Below are 16,334 nucleotides of genomic sequence, written 5' to 3'. Positions count from 1 at the left end.
TGGTGTAGCGGATAAAGTTATCCAAACTAAGTTTTAATTGTTCTAATCATACCACGAGATAATTTTATAGCTCCAGTTGCTTTTGACCGTACTACGCTGTACTATATATAAAACAATAGTACAGCATAGTACAGTAGAAAGGTAGCGGCCCATGCAAATTGATCACGTTAGCGGCCAACCGTACTACGCCCAGTTGGTTGAAGGCGTTAAACAGGACGTTGCGCACGGTATTTTGCGGGTGGATGACCAGTTGCCATCCGTCCGTGAAATGGCGAAGCAACACTTACTTAACCCGAACACGGTTAGCAAAGCGTATAAGCAGTTGGAAACGCAGCAAATTATTCGCACGGTGCCGGGGAAGGGGACTTACGTTAACGCCGTGACCCCGACTTCGGTCCGTAGCGAGTTGCAGAAAAAGTTACAACAGATCGTTAGTCAAGCCCAGCAGGCGGGAGTTAGTTTTACGGAACTGCACAGTTGGCTTGACCAGATGGAAGGGAACCCGTTATGAGTTTAGTAATTAATAAGTTAAGTAAACAAATTGACCAGCAGGCGACACTAGACGCGGTCAGCTTTACCGTGGCCCCCGGCCAAATTATTGGTGTGATTGGCCGTAACGGGGTTGGTAAAACGACCCTGTTTCGAACGATCAACGGGCAGTATTTGGCTGACAGTGGAAACATTACCGTGGATGGTCAGGATTTGGCACGTCACCCGCAACTAAAAACGGAGTTGTGCTTCATTGATCCGTTGGCAAACTTTTTCCGTGGAACCACTATTAGTCAAATAAAGGCATACTACCAAGCTGCATACCCTAAGTTTGATACGACTAAGTTTAATCAATTATTGAATCGTTACCACTTAACGGAAAATCAAAAGTTACGGCATTTTTCCAAAGGAATGTTTGGCTTGTTCACGATTATTCTGAGCGTTGCGACCAACGCGCCGTACTTGTTCTTAGACGAACCGCTGGACGGGTTGGACGTTCTGGTACGGAAAAACATTCTGAGTATCCTGATTGAGGAAGTTGCCGGGGGTCAGCGCTCCATTTTGATTGCTTCCCATAATCTGGTTGAGTTGGAAGGCGTCATTGACCGGGCCTTAATGCTTAAAACCGGGCGGATCGTGAACGATTACCAGTTAGAGGAAATGCGGAGTCGGGCACGGAAGGTGCAACTCGTGTACCGGGATAAAAAAGTGCCGGACCTCTTGCGGAAAACGGGGCGGGTCGTGCACGTATCCGGCCGGGTCATCGTGGTCGTTTTTGAAAACTATACGCCGGAATTAAAGGCCCGATTAGATACGACTAACCCGGTCTTCCAAGAAGAATTACCGCTTTCGTTGACCGACTTGTTCATGGCGAACCTAACGGACGAAGCGGATTACGAATTATTATCATAGGAGCGGGTGGGAACATGTCAAATCAAAAATTACGTCAGTTACTCTGGCAGCATTACCGGGTCTTTTTTTTAACGGCCGTTATTGCGCTAGTGGCCGCGGGGGTCAAGGAAGGGTTTAGTGTGGTTAACCAGCCCGAACTCTACATGCCGGCCGGAGCGTTCAAATTGGAAGATGGTGGGGGCCTGCGAATCATGGTTGCCATCGTCGTATATTTTAGTCTGGGACTCACAATCTTTTTACATGATAATTGGACGCACTTTAACCACTATTTATTTGCACTACCCGTGGTACGGCGGCGAATCTACCGTCAAAAAATGGGACTGTTAGTTCTAGCCACCACGGTTGGCTACGTGCTCATGCAAGCCGTTTACTGGTTGATCATTCAATCGGCATTGGCTAAGCAGCACGCGTACTTTGTTTGGGGTAATTCTTGGCGCATTCAACTTGGTCAATTAATTCTGTTTTGGGTGCTGATGCTGATTGGGGTGACCTTTGGCCTGTGGGTCGGGCACGTCTTTGCCAGCGCCTTCGCCGGGTTCGTCTTCTGCTGCAGTTTGATTTTTGCCTATAACGGTGTCATTAACTTAATTGCCGGTATTACCCGGTCAAGTTATCGTCAAGTTGATGTTTTGAATCGGGTCAGTGAAGGCGCTTGGTCCGGGCTGATCATAATCATCGGTGCCGGGATTGTCTTCGGTGGTTTCCTGTACTGGTTAAATGCGTGGGGCTTTGACCACCTGTCATTGGAAAACAGTCGGGAATTTTTCCGCTTTCCCCAACTCCGTTCAGCCGTTTTATGGTTTTCAATTATTTATTTAGTAATCGCAACCAGTTGCTCGGAGTTTGGATTAGAGATCCTGGGCTTAATTACCGATAATTACCGGGAGAGTATGCCGTTTGGAACGGCGGTTGTGATGGCCGTTGTGGTCGGGTACTTAACCTGGAGTTTAGGGCGGTGGTTTTTGTACCGTCCGGATCATTTCCGGGATGCGTGGACGTTTAAAAAGTTGGCGTAACTTGAACAATTAGCACTTAACGTCCGAGTAAGCAGAACTTAAGGAGGTCATGACATGCGAATGCACCGCTCAGTTTGTGGAATGCTGTGGCTTAGTGCCGCGTTGTGTTTTATTTTGAAAATGATGCTGGGGAGTTACGTGGACGCCGATGGCTTTTTGCGGGAACCCTTTTTCTTGTTACCGGTGGGTTACGGGTTGTTAGTGTTAGCCCTGGTCACGACCATTATTTTAGCCGTTCAGCGGTGGCACCGCCGCGCGCACCGTAATTAAGCACCACTAAAAAGCACCTGACCAGTCAGCTCTACTGACTCGATCAGGTGCTTTTGTTAGCGGCAAATTGAACTTATATCATTGAAGGATTAACGAATCTTGTTGAGGCGCTTAGCAACGGTTTTAATGTTTAATAAATCCCAGTCTTCCAAGTTATGTGAAATGGAGTTATGACCCCACGTCCCACAACCCAACGTTAAGGAAGGAGCGACGTTATCGTACTTAAAGCCAATCGCCCCTTGCGAAGAGGGTACGTTGATCAATGCCCGGCAAGCCGTCATTTCAAGGGCAAACTGGTTCATGACTTTTTCGTCGGTCGTGTGCAGCGTTGCCGTGTGGCCTAAGCCACCCAAGGAAAGGCTCCGCTTCATTAAGTTAAATCCAGTTTGGGTATCCTTGGCGTGAACGACCGCCAGAACGGGTGATAATTTTTCACGTGAAAAGACTTGGTCCCCACCAATGTCGGGAATTTCAACGGCCAACACTTTGGTATCGGTTGGTACTTCAAATCCCGCCCACTGGGCAATTTGCCACGGTGTTTGACCGGCAACTTTCGGGTTAACGGCCTGTTTCTTCAAGTTCATTACGGTACTTTCGAGGGCTTTGAAGTGGTCTTCGCCGACAAAGTAAACGCCGTTTTGACTTAATTCCGTTTTAACTTGGTCGTAAATGCTGTCATCAACGATCAGGTTAGATTCGGAGGCACAAATCATCCCGTTGTCAAAAGCCTTAGAAGTAATGACGTCACTGACCGCCTGTTTGACGTTGGCCGTCTTTTCGATGAAGCACGGTACGTTGCCGGGGCCAACGCCTAAAGCGGGCTTCCCGGTTGAGTAAGCGGTTTTGACCATGCCGGCACCACCAGTGGCGATGATGGTGGCCACACCCTTATGGTTCATCAGCGTGTTGGTTGCTTCAAGGCTAGGTTCCTTAATCCACTGAATCCAGTCCTTGGGAGCACCCGCGGCAACGGCGGCGTCCCGGATGATGCGGCCGGTTTCAACACAGCACTTTTGAGCAAACGGGTGGAAGCCAAAGATAATGGGGTTGCGGGTCTTTAAGGCCAACATCGCGTTAAAAATGACGGTGGAGGTTGGGTTGGTTACCGGGGTGACCCCGGCAATGATCCCAACGGGTTCGGCAACTTTAGTGATCCCGCTGACGGGGTCGTCGTTAATAATTCCGACCGTTTTATCGTCCTTAATGTAGTTATAAACGTTTTTAGCGGCAAAATCGTTTTTAGCAACTTTGTCCCGGTAGTTGCCACGACCCGTTTCTTCCACGGCCATGGCGGCTAACATGCCCCGTGCTGCGTGGGCGGCGTGCGCCATGGCAGTTACGGCTTCGTCAATCTGATCCTGATCCATGACTTCCAAGCGGTTGGCAGCCAAAGAGGCGTTTAACACAAGGCGATCAATTGATTGTTTAATATCAGTTTTTGCATCAATTTCTTTCAACATCGAGTGGTTCCTCCTAAGCAATACGGTACTTGTTGTTTATTTCACAAGTCTCATTATAGTCATTTCTTCACAAATGTAAATAGGGAGTTTTGGTTTCATCGAAAAATTATCTAGTTGCGATAACGCCGGTTTAATAACGATGTTTAGTGAAATTTAAGTAACCGCTTACAATATCGCTGTTTCGCCACGATGTTATTTATTTCACAATTTGCAAATAGTTAATGGAAAATTAACTAAAATTATTGAATTTATGATGATAGCGTTACTTAGGGCTTATTCATGGTCCGTAAATGGAAAGGCTTACATTAGAAAGTGGACAAACATACCGCTGTTTAAGGGATTCTATTGGTTAATAAATATCACAAATCGGTTATCACTGCTAACTAAAGTGTGCTAAAATGAATGTGATTCAAAAATCGTATCTCTTAATTAACCTAGGAGGGTTATTTTTATGTCATTTGTTAATACTGTTGATATGACACAAGACGCATACAAGAACCATTACGCTATTGGTGCGTTCAACACTAACAACCTTGAATGGACTCGTTGCATCTTAAAGAGTGCTCAGGATACTAACACCCCTGTTATTCTTCAAGTTTCCATGGGTGCTGCTAAGTACATGGGTGGCTACAAGCTGGTTATGGACTTAGTTGCTGACGAAATGGAAAGCATGAACATTACCGTTCCAGTTGTAATGCACTTGGATCACGGTAACTACGAAGCTGCTAAAGAATGTATCGAAGTTGGTTTCTCATCAGTTATGTTTGATGGCCACGACTTACCATTTGCTGAAAACTTGGAAAAGACTAAGGAAATCGTTAAGTTGGCTCACGCCAAGGGCATCTCTGTTGAAGCCGAAGTTGGTTCAATCGGTGGTGAAGAAGACGGTATCATCGGTGAAGGTGAATTAGCCTCTGTTGAAGAAGCTAAGACTTTAGCTGACACTGGTATTGACAACTTAGCTGCTGGGATTGGTAACATTCACGGCAAATACCCAGAAAACTGGAAAGGTTTGCACTTCGAACGTTTACAAGAAATCTCAGACGCCGTTAAGATGCCATTAGTACTTCACGGTGGTTCAGGTATTCCTAAGGACCAAATCGTTAAGGCTGTTAAGATGGGTATCAGCAAGGTTAACGTTAACACCGAAAACCAAATTGCTTTCGCTAACGCTACCCGTGCTTACATCGAATCTGGCGCAGACCAAATCGGTAAGGGCTACGATCCTCGTAAGTTATTAGCACCTGGTAAGCAAGCCATGGTTGACGTTATGACGTCACGTATTGGCTGGTTCATGACTCCATCTGTTAAATAATTGGATTTTTGACTCAGAGAAAAAGTCGACTGCGGTCGGCTTTTTTTGTGCAAAAAAATGAACGGGCTACTAAAGAGGCTGTGACAAAAGTCACAGCCTCTGTTTTATCCCCGAACAATCATTGTCGAAACGGATTCCAAAAGTCAGCTGGTTCCGCTTAACCGACTTTTGGCACACTTTGTTGTTGTTAATGGGGTTGCCGGATGGCAGTTTGTAATTGCCGCTCATTGTAAAACAGCAGGATGATGAACATGGCCGCGTAGAGTGCCAGTGGAATCCACGCGTAGTTCAGGGTGATCATGTGTTGGGTTGCGACGTTTTGGGGGTGGTTAGCAACGTAGCCGGATAAATGGAATAACCCGGCGGTAACCAGACCACCTAGGCCGAGCCCAACGTTTACCCCGAAGTCGTCGGTGGAAGCTAGAATCCCCTCCGCTTGAATCCCTAGCGCAGTACCGTAACGGATGGTATCGGCAATCATGATGGAAACTAGTCCGATGATGAGGCCGTTACCAACCGCGTTAATCAGCGTTCCGCCAAAAATTAAGGGTAACCACCGTCCCACGCTGCCACACGCTAAGATCAGTTGTCCAGTGGCCGCGATGGCAATCCCGGCTAACATGGTGTTCTTTTTGCCGTGGTGTTTTGCTAGGGCGACAATCAGGACAACCCCGATGAGTGCGGCGAAGGTAAAAGCGTTAACGGCCGGCACGAGATTTTCTTGGTTGATCAAATATTTAAAATAGTAAATAGTCGTTTGGTTTTTAATCGCCGTCGTTAGCCAGTACAGTAGGATGACGGTTGATAAAATAAACCAGGGTTGATTTTGCTTTAACATGCCCCAAACGGCTTTGAATGATTGGTGGGGCTGTTCGGGCCGGCTAAAACGTTCGCGGACTTGGAAAAAGGTGTTCCAGATCAAAGCCAGTGAAATCAGACCAAAGAGGACGATCGTTAATAAAAAGCCCCGCTGCTGGTCACCCTTACCGAAGAACGCCACTAACGGTAACGTAAAGACGGCGACAATGATCTGAACACTACTCCCGAAAAATTGACGAATAACGCCAAGTAACGTTAACTCCTGCTCATTTTGTGACAGGGCCGGTAAAATCGACGTAATTGGCAGGTTGACCGCGGTGTAGAAGAACCCCAGGCCCAGGTAGGTCACGTACGCCCAAATTAACTTACCGTTGGCACTAAAATCGGGGGTCACAAACGTTAACACCGCAAAAAGGACGTAGGGTAAGGCGTACCACAGGAAGAAAGGGCGGCTCTTACCAAACCGTGAATGGGTATGGTCGATCATAATGCCAATAATCAAACTTTCAACGACGTCCGCCAACCGGGCGACAATAAACAGGATGGCGGCCGCACTCGTTGACAGTCCGTAAACGTCGGTGTAGAAAAATAGCAGGTAAGTGGTCATCATTTGAAAGACCAGGTTATCCGCGGCGTCACTTAGTCCGTAACTGATTCGCTCCGGCCAAGCGGTTTGCCATGGTTGGTTCAAAGTATCACCTCGTAATCTATTTTAGACAATTTAATCTTAAACCATTTTAACGGTTGGTAACAGTTATCGGCTTATTACGGTGTTAGTTGGGGTTACGAGTTAGTTGTCCAAGTAAGTTAGTCGGTGTTATTTTAGGCTGACCCGACTTTTATCGTCAAAGAAAGTGAACTAAAAATGGTTTGCGCCAATGGTTCAGTGAAATGAATCAGCTTTGACGAGTCGGGTTAGTATTGTGATCATGAAACTAAAACCGCGTAAATGACTCAGTTGATGTGAGTCATTTACGCGGTTTAAAGTTTTAGCCGTACTGCGGGTGCTTAGGCCTTAGTGCCCATTTTGCCAACCTTCGTTAGCGCGGGAATCAATCCCAAACTATCCAGCGTCTGGTTAGGTAAGACCACGGTGTTGGCACTACCGTCGGCTAACGCTTTGACGGCTTCGGTGTTTTGGAAGATAAAGTAGTTTTCGGATGAAGCGGTCAACGCTTCGTTTAAAATCCGGGTGCGGTAAGCATCGGCGTCCGCTTCGGTTTGAACAGCGGTGGCCTTGGCCTTGGCGCTGTTAACGAGCGCTTCGTTTTGGGCCTTGTTGGTTGCTAGTAGGGCCCGGTTATTGGCTTCGTTTTCCAAGGTGATCGACCGGCTTTTACCTTCGGCGGTCGCAATGGTGGCATCCCGTTCCCGGGTAGCTTGCAGTAATTTGTTCATGGAAGCTTGAATATCAGCGGACGGGTTGACCGAATCAATGTTGACCCGGTCAACGTTCAGCCCGTAACCAGCCGTGACGGAAGAAATTTCTTTAAACAACGCGGCGTTGATTTCCTGGGTCCCGTTCAAGACTTCGTTCAGTTCTTTGTTCCCGATAATGCCCCGCAGAGCGGCCCGGGTATCTTGGATCATGCTCCGCACAGAATCTTCGTTTTTAAAGACAAAGTCTTCGATGTTAGTGACGTGGTATTTTAAGGAAATCTTGACCGAAATCTCGGCGTTATCCTTAGTGATGACAACTTGTTGGTTTAAATCAACCGGTGTTTGCGCGGTATTGACCGTGATGACGTGTGAAATAAACGGTTTAATGAAGTGGAAGCCGGAACTAAGTACCCGTTCAAATTTCCCGAAGGTTAAAACGACCCCCTGATTGGGTTGGGTGATGATGCGAATCGACGCGGCCAACACCAATAAAACTAAAATGATGACAATAATGCCAATAATAAGCTGAATCATATTGTGTCCTCCCCCTGATGTGGTGGTGCGACCACCGTTACCGTCAATCCGTGCGCACTGGTTGCAGTGATTTCGACGGTGTCCCCGGCGTGTAGCGGTTGGTTTGAACGTAAGTGGTAAAAAATACCGTAGAACGCAACGCCGTCGGTCAAATCACTTGCTTGCAACACGAAACGCCGACCAATTAAGCGCTGATCTAAGTATCCTTCTTGCATAGCCGTTCTCCACCTTATCTTTGTGATACTTAATTATAAGCCGTTTAGTGACGGAATGGTAGTGCAAGGGAGTGGGAACGGGCCGACGTTATTTGGCCCGATAACCGTTAATTTGGTTTTGGTAACTACCGGTGACGCGTGCGTGGGGAAATTGAGAACCGGTAATGAGAACGCTTTATATGTGATGGTCGCGGAACTTAAAGCGGGTTATAATTAATAGAAAAACAGGGGGAGCAAATAGGCTTGATTTTTTAGAATGGTTTTTTGAGGGAATCGCGCTCCTCTTTAGCTTAATTGGATGGCTACTATTTACCTTAGTATCGTTAGTATTGTTAGGTGTGTGCATTTACTTTATTTGGGGTGTGTTTGCGTTAAATTAAGTTTTGATTGGCCATAAATTACTAAATATTCGTAGGAGGCTTTAAAATGAAACAGACAAATTATGATGATAACAGTTTAATCGTTGATATCTTTTGGATCATCGTTTATTTGAGTGCCTTAGTGTTTCTGGGGGTTCTGATCGTGGGCGTGTTGAAGGGATAAACGTGCTCGGGTCAAGCTGGGTCTTCCGGTTAGCTACGCGACCAGCAATATGCCAAACCCGCATACCGCTGCCCGCTAGGCTAATCCTCGGCCCCAACCCGCTTGAATCTCACACTCTACACAAAAAAACCTTCGTACGGGAATACGAAGGTCAAAAGGAGTAGGTCAGCATATGACGGGGAATCATATGCTGATAAACTTGATGAGCGTTTATTCATATAAGCGGGGGGACGTTCACATGCCGCTCACCAAGCTGTTAAAGTTTTTACACTTTAACGGATTTCATTACTTTGGAGGAGTAAATGAAAAGAATGTTAATTATTATAATAGCAATCTTGGAGGGGGATCCTCAATTGCTATGAATACATAGTACCAACGAATTGTGAAGAAAGTGTGGCGATGATTTTTCAAATTTAAGAATAATTCATTAAATAATGAAAAAACTTGTTTTTCTTAAGTGCCACGCGCAATTAGAATTACGTAAGAATTCAATGTTAGCGCTTCCGGCATGGTGGTAATTTTAAAGAGAGCGTGTATCATTAAACTTGAGAACGTATACATTAATCTGATAGGAGCGTGTTTACATGAATGAACAAGCATGTACCACTATTTTAGTAGGGAAAAAAGCAACCGTGGACGGTTCCACGATCATTGCTCGTAATGACGATACTTTTATGCCGATTACACCACAAAAGTTTATTGTTCACCCCGCGGTTCACGGCCGTCACGAAACGTTGACTTCCGGTAAGAACGGCTTTACCGCGCCACTTCCAGCAGACGGTTACCGTTACCAAGCCGTACCAAACATCGAAGTTGCCGAAAAGGGTGTTTTTGAAGAAAACGGCTTTAACGAAAAGAACGTCGGGGTTTCTTCCACTGAAAGTGTTTATGGTAATGAACATACATTGACGTTTGACCCCTTTGTTAAGAATGGTCTGGCAGAAGACTCCTTACCAACGATGTTGACCCCGTTTATCGATTCCGCCCGTGGTGGGGTTGAATACTTGGGCCAGCTGATTGCTAAGTACGGTTCACCCGAAGGTAACGGGGTACTCTTTAACGATAAAAATGACGTTTGGTACATGGAAATCGTGACGGGGCACCACTGGGTCGCACAACGGATTCCGGACGACGCCTACGCGGTAGCTGCTAACCAAGTTGCCATCCAATGGGTCGACTTTAACGATCCCGATAACTTTATGTGGTCCGACGGAATTCAAGAATTCGTTGAAGAACACCACTTGAACCCGGACAAGGAAGGCTTCAACTTCCGTCACATCTTTGGAACCGATAATGAAAAGGACCGGCACTACAACACACCACGGGTTTGGTACGGCCAACACTACTTCAACCCGGAAATTGAACAGGATCCGCAATCCAGCGAACTCCCATTCATTTGCCACGCCGCTAAGAAAATTTCGGTGGCTGACGTGGAATACGTTTTGGGTTCGCACTACAACGAAACTAAGTATGATCCATTTTTGAACACGCCGGAAGCCAAAAAATTCCGGCCAATTTCCATGAACCGGACGCAAAACTCTCACGTGATGCAGATTCGTAACGACGTGCCCGAAGAACAGAGTGCCATTATGTGGATGACCTTTGGGACCCCGGCGTTTGCGCCGTTCCTACCGTTCCACGCGAACGTTTCGGAAACGGACCCGAGCTTTGCTAACACGCCGTTGAAGTACGACATTAAGAGTGCTTACTGGCTATACCGGACGGTTTCAATGATGACCGAAACTCACTACGCCGACTTTGTGCAGGACAACGTTGATTACTTAAAGGAATGCCGAATCGAATTGGGACAATTTGTCGCTGAAACCGACAAGAAAGCGGCCAAGTTATCCGGTGATGAGTTAACCGCCTTCTTAACGGAACAGGATAAAGTCATGGTTGCCATGATGCGGGATAAGGCCCAGGCCTTTATCGGCGAACTCGTCACCAAGGGGTTAACGTTATCTAAACTGACCTACAACGTGGATATCAACCTTTAAACTTTCGCCAAAACGTGGTAAGTGTGTATAATTAAGGTACCAATCCTAAGGAGTTGATCGAGATGGATGAAAACGTTCTTTTTAATCCAGGCGATGCGATTTCAGAATCCCATGATTATAACGAAGCGCTCCGGAGCGCTGACATTTATAACGCTCAGCACGGTCGTAAACGGGGATTACTGATTGCACGGCCGTTAGAGGAAGATCACGGTTATTCCGTATTTTACGCGGATGACCTGATTTCGACGGATGGTCCTAAACCACAAGCACGCAAGTATCACATTGAGAAGCGACTTCCCAAAGCATAACGACAACGTTTCAATAAGTGGCCCGCCCTTGGTTGGGTCACTTTTGTTAAGATAATAGTAACCCATAGTATTGATAATGGGTTACTATTATCTTATACTGTTAGTAATTCATAAAAGGGGCGTGCGGACGATGACGAATCAACAACGCATTAAACACTTAACACAGACTGCCATGGTAACGGCACTATTAATTATTCTAGGCTTTTTTCCGGGAATTCCGGTGGGCTTTATTCCGGTTCCAATTATTTTACAGAATATGGGCATCTTTTTGGCTGCGGAACTGTTAGGTCGGAAGTACGGTACGGTCGCCGTGGGTCTGTTTCTGGCATTGGCCGCGTTGGGACTTCCCGTCCTGTCCGGTGGTCGTGGCGGGTTAGCCGTTTTTGTTGGCCCAACCGGTGGTTACCTCGTCGCGTGGCTGTTGGCACCGGTGTTGATGGGGACGCTTTTTCAGCGCACCCACGCGTTGATGGCTAAAAACTGGTGGCGTGAATTATTGATCGTTTGGATCGCCGGGATCGGATTTATCGACGTGGTCGGGGCCGTGTGGTTAGCAATTCAGTCTAACATGGGACTAGCTCCGGCGTTACTTTCAAACTTGGCGTTTATTCCGGGCGACTTGATCAAGGCGACCTTTGCCGTGATGATCGCGCGGCGGGTCCGCAACGTTATTGATTTTGAAATTCCAGCGTAGGAGGAAAACATGAGTGGTTCAACCAAACAACAAATTTTAACCCAGTTAATGGCGCACCCGGACGAATGGCTATCGGGAGACCAACTCGCACAGCAGGTCGGAATTAGTCGGGAAAGTGTCTGGAAGGCAATCAACGCGCTGCGTAAACGTGGTCATCAAATTGACAGCCGTAAGAACCGGGGTTACCAGTACGCTGGTAGTCGGCAATTGGACGCCTTGGCCATTAAAGTGGCCGCGGGGAGTGGCTTTACCGGGCCAATCGAGGTGGCTACGACCACCGCGTCGACCCAGTATTTAGCTAAACAGTCGCTGAGTCGCCAGGCCCAGCCGCAAGTTGCCGCGTTTTTAGCCGACCAGCAAACGGCGGGGTACGGACGCTTAGGACGCACGTTCTATTCACCGGCACAAACCGGCCTGTACTTTAGTTTGGTGTTGCCGAATCCAACTAATGATCTCTCGCAAGTCGGGTTGCTGACGACCGGGGTGGTGGTGAGCGTGGTCAAAGTTCTTCAACGATTTTTTCCAACCAAAGACTTTGGCCTAAAGTGGGTCAACGATATTTTTTTAAACCAACACAAGGTCGGTGGCATCATCACCGAGGCCAGTATGGAGTTGGAGTCCACTTCGACCGCCGCTTTCATCGTGGGGGTCGGGCTGAACTTAACGACTAAGGACTTCCCGACGGAACTGACTGCGATTGCGCAGGGTATTGCTCCCACGGCAAGCGTAGATCGTAACCAGTTGGCCGCCGCACTTTTAGTGGCAATTAATGCGGCTTATCAGCAATACCCTTCCACGGCACTATTGCCATTTTACCGTGAAAAGTCGGTAATTTTAGGCCGGCCGGTCACGTTGCAAGTGGGTCAGCGCGCCGTTACCGGTATTGCGGACACCATTGATGATCGTGGGGGACTCGTCCTAACGTTACCAACGGGGCAACGAGAAAGTTTTACCAGTGGCGAAGTTACCCGGGTTCGATAAATAACGATTGGTTACCAAAAAAGCTTCCCGAAGTTGACGGAAAGCTTTTTTTGCGTGATTGTTTCACGTGAAACTAATTTTTATAAATTACCGGTACTTTTAAGCCGCTTTTCCAGTAGGTAGGCGTCCATGTAGCCAAAGGATAGTTCCACGACTTGGTCAAGTTCGATCATGGTACCCACGTGGTTGATCTGGTTGTCATCGTCAATGTTGTAGAAAATGAAGTGTCCGTTAGTAACGGTTCCGGGATACCCCGTCATGGCGGGGAGCATCGGATTTTCGGACGTTAAGTGAACCAGGTTGTTGAAGGTGCCCGCTTGGCGAAGAACCGCGTCGAACAAATCGGTCGTCGCGTCAAATAAACGCTCGTTATTGAGTACCGGTTGGACGTTTAGTTCGTATTGCCGGTTGAGTTCAATAAACCCGCGCATTGTTTGGAGGTAGTCGGACTGAATCGTGACCGATTCGATCAGCGACCGCCGGCAAAGGGTGTACCCTCCGAACTGACCGGTCATGTCGACTAAGTTTAGCAGAACACTGTCGTCATTTAAGGCGTTGATGAAACCAACGAAGAACATGTCGGTACCGTCCGCGGACCGGATGGCGATCAGTTGGTGTTCTTGCTGAGCTCGTCTTAACGTTGCCGCAGTTGCGAGTTGGCCAGAAACTTTAACGGTGTCCTCGTGGTGGTAGTCCGTTTTAACGAAGGCACTCTCCAGTAGTAGTTCGTTACCCCGAAACTCAACGATTTGGACCGCACTTAAATCGAGGTCCTGAGTCCCGTTGTGGCGAAAGTTAAATTTATCGAAAGTTTTGAAACTAAAGTCTTGGGCGGTTGCGTTAGTGACCTGACCCTCGAGGTACTTGTCGTTGTTGGCCAGTACGAGCAGAATCACTTGTTGACTAGTCGCCGATTGGGCCATGATCTGTGGTAAAACGTTGTGGCGGTCGTCGAGGTGCAACGGTTCTTGGGGCACCGCGTTGAGCCGCTCAGTCGTGGCGTTTTCTAGTCGAAATGCCATGTTGTCTAAGTCTTCACTCATCATTTCAACTTCGTCGATAACGTCGTAACGCATGAAGACGGCACCATCCTGTACCCCGGCGTCATCGTAGGTATCCATGACCACGCCATCGGGTGCCAGACTATCGATATAGCCGGTGTAAACCACTTCGCTATTGGCCTGATAAAGATTGATGAGGTGGGCTTGTTTTGCTGCTACTTGCAGGTCTTCCATAATTGTGCTCATCGTGTCTAACCCCCTTAGTTAGTATGCCTTATGATAGCACTTTTTGATTAATTGCCGGGATTTTTAGTCACCGTTTGCCGGGGTTTGATAAGTGACTGGGCTTGTAATATATCGAAAAGATATATATACTAGACAACGCGAAAGTTAGGTGACAGTGAGTTATGTACGAACTTTTTATTCTTGGACAATTGATGGACCATTCGATGACTGGTTACCAGTTGCGCAAAGCGTTGATTAACGTGGTTGGCCAGGAACTGACGATTAGTTTTGGCGCGTTGTACCCGCTCTTGGATAAGCTGGCTGCCGCGGGGGTGCTAACGATGGACTTTAAACAAACGGCCAGTAAACGGCCCCAAAAATTAGCGACCATCACGGCAACGGGGCGACAGCGGTTTATGACCTTAGTACTGACCCCGGTTGCACTGAATAAGCAGACCCAACTGACGTACCAAATGAAGGTCAACTTTTTGCATTTATTGACGGCAACTCAGCGGATGACCGTCTTAACGGACTTTCGCCAGTTTGTCAGCGGTCAGCTCCAACGCTTGGCCGACCAGGCGGGGCACGTGACGAATAATCCACACATGCTGGCAGCTGATATTCAGGACGCACTATTGGTCAACGATTTACAACGGGTTCGAGCCGAGGCCCAGCTTAAGTGGGTCACGGCGTTATTAACACGAATGGAACGGGAGAAGGAGTAAAAAATGAAAAATACGGCGTTTGCGGAAGACCCGCAGATTCAAAAGCACCGCTGGTGGATTTTAATCGCGGTGTGTTTATTTACGTTTATGTCCACGCTGGACGGCAGCATCGTGAACATTGCGTTGCCGGTGATGAGCAAAGATTTAGCCATTCCAATGAACCAAGCGGAATGGGTCGTTTCAATCTACTTGATCGTGATTTGTGCGTTATTACTATTATTTGGCAAACTAGGCGACACCGTCGGGAAAATCCGCATTTTTAAAATTGGCTCGGTACTATTTACGGTGGGGTCGCTCCTTTCCGGGTTTAATTCCGGATTAACGTTGCTGCTAGTTTCACGGTCAGTTCAAGCCGTTGGGGCGTCGATGACGATGAGTACTAATAACGGTATTATTACCGAAGTTTTCCCGTTTAAAGAGCGGGGGCGGGCTCTTGGTATGATTGGTTCCTTCGTGGCGCTAGGCAGCATTGCCGGTCCCGGAATTGGAGGCCTGATTTTGGCCCACCTGAGTTGGGGCTATATTTTCTGGATTAACGTCCCGGTCGGTATTATTGCGATGATCCTGGGCGCGGTGATTTTACCTAAGGACGTGACGACGACTGCTCAACCGCTAGATAAGTGGGGGTCGGGACTGTTTGCCGTTTTGATGGTGACCCTGTTTGCGGGGATCTTTATTGGACAGGAGGTTGGGTTTACCCAGCCAGTAATTCTCGCGTTGTTTGCCGTATCCGCGGTGCTCTTAATTGCCTTTATTCAAGTTGAGCTCCGGCACGCTAACCCGGTGTTGGCCTTAAAATTATTTAAAAATTCGCGCTTTAGTATTAGTATTTTGTGCGCGCTGCTAATTTTTATCGCGAACTTCTTCTTTAACGTCATTGCGCCGTTTTACTTGGAAAACGCCCGCGGGTTGGCCGCTAATTACGCCGGTTACGCCCTAATGACGTTCCCGATTGTGCAAGTGATCGTGGCGCCGATTGCCGGGACAATCTCGGATAAAATTGGACCGGAACTGCTGACGTTTATCGGACTCGTCCTAATTTCAATTAGTCAGGTGGGCTACATGTTAGCCACCTTGGCCACGCCGCTGTGGGTGTTCATGGGCTTCATCGGGTTGGTTGGTTTTGGGAACGGTATTTTTATGGCTCCCAACAATTCGATCGTGATGAGTTCCGTACCGGTCAAGGACCTTGGTGTTGCGGGCGGAATCAACGCGTTGGCCCGCGAACTCGGAATGATTATCGGAATCTCTGCGGCGACCACGGTCTTGTTCTCCGCGATGAGTCGTTCGGCGGGGTACAAAGTGACGTCGTATTTGCCGGCGCACCCGGAAATCTTTATTGACGGGATGCGGGTCGCCTTTACGGTTTCGCTAGTGATCTGCTTAATTGCGACCGTAATCACCGGTGTGCGGTTGTTGCAGCGGCACCGCGCTTAAAACTGATTGTGAA

Annotated in this window: 16 protein-coding genes; 11 read left to right on the top strand and 5 right to left on the bottom strand. The window is 47.7% G+C overall.

What is annotated here, in order from left to right:
- The first annotated feature begins 151 nt into the window (after nt 1–151).
- From D1831_RS03315 to D1831_RS03300, 4 genes are read left to right on the top strand one after another with little or no spacing between them, the layout of a single operon-like run.
- Complete coding sequence (locus tag D1831_RS03315) at nt 152–511, top strand: GntR family transcriptional regulator (RefSeq protein ID WP_125071509.1); 360 nt, start codon at nt 152–154, stop codon at nt 509–511.
- Nucleotides 508–1,401, top strand: a complete 894-nt coding sequence (locus tag D1831_RS03310; protein WP_125071508.1) for an ATP-binding cassette domain-containing protein — start codon at nt 508–510, stop codon at nt 1,399–1,401. Before D1831_RS03315 ends, D1831_RS03310 begins: the two co-directional genes overlap by 4 nt.
- Before the next feature lie 14 nt (nt 1,402–1,415).
- Nucleotides 1,416–2,417, top strand: a complete 1,002-nt coding sequence (locus D1831_RS03305) for an acetoin ABC transporter permease (RefSeq protein ID WP_125071507.1) — start codon at nt 1,416–1,418, stop codon at nt 2,415–2,417.
- A 54-nt stretch (nt 2,418–2,471) separates the two neighbouring features.
- Nucleotides 2,472–2,687, top strand: coding sequence for a DUF3955 domain-containing protein (locus D1831_RS03300; RefSeq protein ID WP_125071506.1), 216 nt, complete (start codon nt 2,472–2,474; stop codon nt 2,685–2,687).
- An 89-nt stretch (nt 2,688–2,776) separates the two neighbouring features.
- Here the strand turns inward: D1831_RS03300 and D1831_RS03295 are convergent, their stop codons facing one another.
- The gene (locus D1831_RS03295) at nt 2,777–4,147 is read right to left on the bottom strand and encodes an aldehyde dehydrogenase family protein (protein ID WP_125071505.1); all 1,371 of its coding nucleotides are present in this window, start codon (nt 4,145–4,147) and stop codon (nt 2,777–2,779) included.
- Nucleotides 4,148–4,598: 451 nt separating this feature from the next.
- Here D1831_RS03295 and fba point away from each other — a divergent pair, with 451 nt between their 5' ends.
- Nucleotides 4,599–5,462 (top strand): class II fructose-1,6-bisphosphate aldolase, encoded by an 864-nt coding sequence (gene fba / locus D1831_RS03290; RefSeq protein WP_125071504.1) that lies wholly within the window; start codon nt 4,599–4,601, stop codon nt 5,460–5,462.
- Nucleotides 5,463–5,649: 187 nt separating this feature from the next.
- On the opposite strand, the gene D1831_RS03285 is transcribed toward fba, so the two are convergent.
- The 3 genes from D1831_RS03285 to D1831_RS03275 all read right to left on the bottom strand — a co-directional run bounded on the left by D1831_RS03285 (nt 5,650) and on the right by D1831_RS03275 (nt 8,410).
- Complete coding sequence (locus tag D1831_RS03285; protein ID WP_125071503.1) at nt 5,650–6,972, bottom strand: MFS transporter; 1,323 nt, start codon at nt 6,970–6,972, stop codon at nt 5,650–5,652.
- Nucleotides 6,973–7,289: 317 nt separating this feature from the next.
- Complete coding sequence (locus D1831_RS03280; RefSeq protein ID WP_125071502.1) at nt 7,290–8,195, bottom strand: SPFH domain-containing protein; 906 nt, start codon at nt 8,193–8,195, stop codon at nt 7,290–7,292.
- Nucleotides 8,192–8,410 (bottom strand): NfeD family protein, encoded by a 219-nt coding sequence (locus D1831_RS03275; protein ID WP_125071501.1) that lies wholly within the window; start codon nt 8,408–8,410, stop codon nt 8,192–8,194. The genes D1831_RS03280 and D1831_RS03275 overlap by 4 nt, the downstream gene beginning before the upstream one ends.
- 1,127 nt (nt 8,411–9,537) lie before the next feature.
- On the opposite strand from D1831_RS03275, the gene D1831_RS03270 reads away from it, so the two are divergent.
- The 4 genes from D1831_RS03270 to D1831_RS03255 all read left to right on the top strand — a co-directional run bounded on the left by D1831_RS03270 (nt 9,538) and on the right by D1831_RS03255 (nt 12,933).
- The gene (locus tag D1831_RS03270) at nt 9,538–10,950 is read left to right on the top strand and encodes a C69 family dipeptidase (protein WP_125071500.1); all 1,413 of its coding nucleotides are present in this window, start codon (nt 9,538–9,540) and stop codon (nt 10,948–10,950) included.
- A gap of 62 nt (nt 10,951–11,012) precedes the next feature.
- Nucleotides 11,013–11,258, top strand: a complete 246-nt coding sequence (locus D1831_RS03265; protein ID WP_125071499.1) for a hypothetical protein — start codon at nt 11,013–11,015, stop codon at nt 11,256–11,258.
- A 130-nt stretch (nt 11,259–11,388) separates the two neighbouring features.
- A complete protein-coding gene (locus D1831_RS03260) occupies nt 11,389–11,952 on the top strand; it encodes a biotin transporter BioY (protein ID WP_125071498.1) in 564 nt (187 codons plus the stop codon).
- A 9-nt stretch (nt 11,953–11,961) separates the two neighbouring features.
- Nucleotides 11,962–12,933 carry a biotin--[acetyl-CoA-carboxylase] ligase gene (locus D1831_RS03255; protein WP_125071497.1) on the top strand — a complete coding sequence of 324 codons (972 nt, stop codon included), beginning with the start codon at nt 11,962–11,964 and terminating at the stop codon, nt 12,931–12,933.
- 80 nt (nt 12,934–13,013) lie between these two features.
- Here D1831_RS03255 and D1831_RS03250 read toward each other — a convergent pair whose 3' ends face one another.
- A complete protein-coding gene (locus tag D1831_RS03250) occupies nt 13,014–14,180 on the bottom strand; it encodes a hypothetical protein (RefSeq protein ID WP_125071496.1) in 1,167 nt (388 codons plus the stop codon).
- A 161-nt stretch (nt 14,181–14,341) separates the two neighbouring features.
- On the opposite strand from D1831_RS03250, the gene D1831_RS03245 reads away from it, so the two are divergent.
- Both D1831_RS03245 and D1831_RS03240 read left to right on the top strand, forming a co-directional pair.
- Nucleotides 14,342–14,884, top strand: coding sequence for a PadR family transcriptional regulator (locus D1831_RS03245; protein WP_125071495.1), 543 nt, complete (start codon nt 14,342–14,344; stop codon nt 14,882–14,884).
- Nucleotides 14,885–14,887: 3 nt separating this feature from the next.
- A complete protein-coding gene (locus D1831_RS03240; protein ID WP_125071494.1) occupies nt 14,888–16,321 on the top strand; it encodes an MFS transporter in 1,434 nt (477 codons plus the stop codon).
- Nucleotides 16,322–16,334: the final 13 nt, after the last annotated feature.

The sequence above is a fragment of the Lactiplantibacillus garii genome, from assembly GCF_003885105.1.
Lineage (GTDB): Bacteria > Bacillota > Bacilli > Lactobacillales > Lactobacillaceae > Lactiplantibacillus > Lactiplantibacillus garii.
Note: the sequence above shows the minus strand (reverse complement) of the source record. Positions and strands in the feature narration are given on the sequence as shown.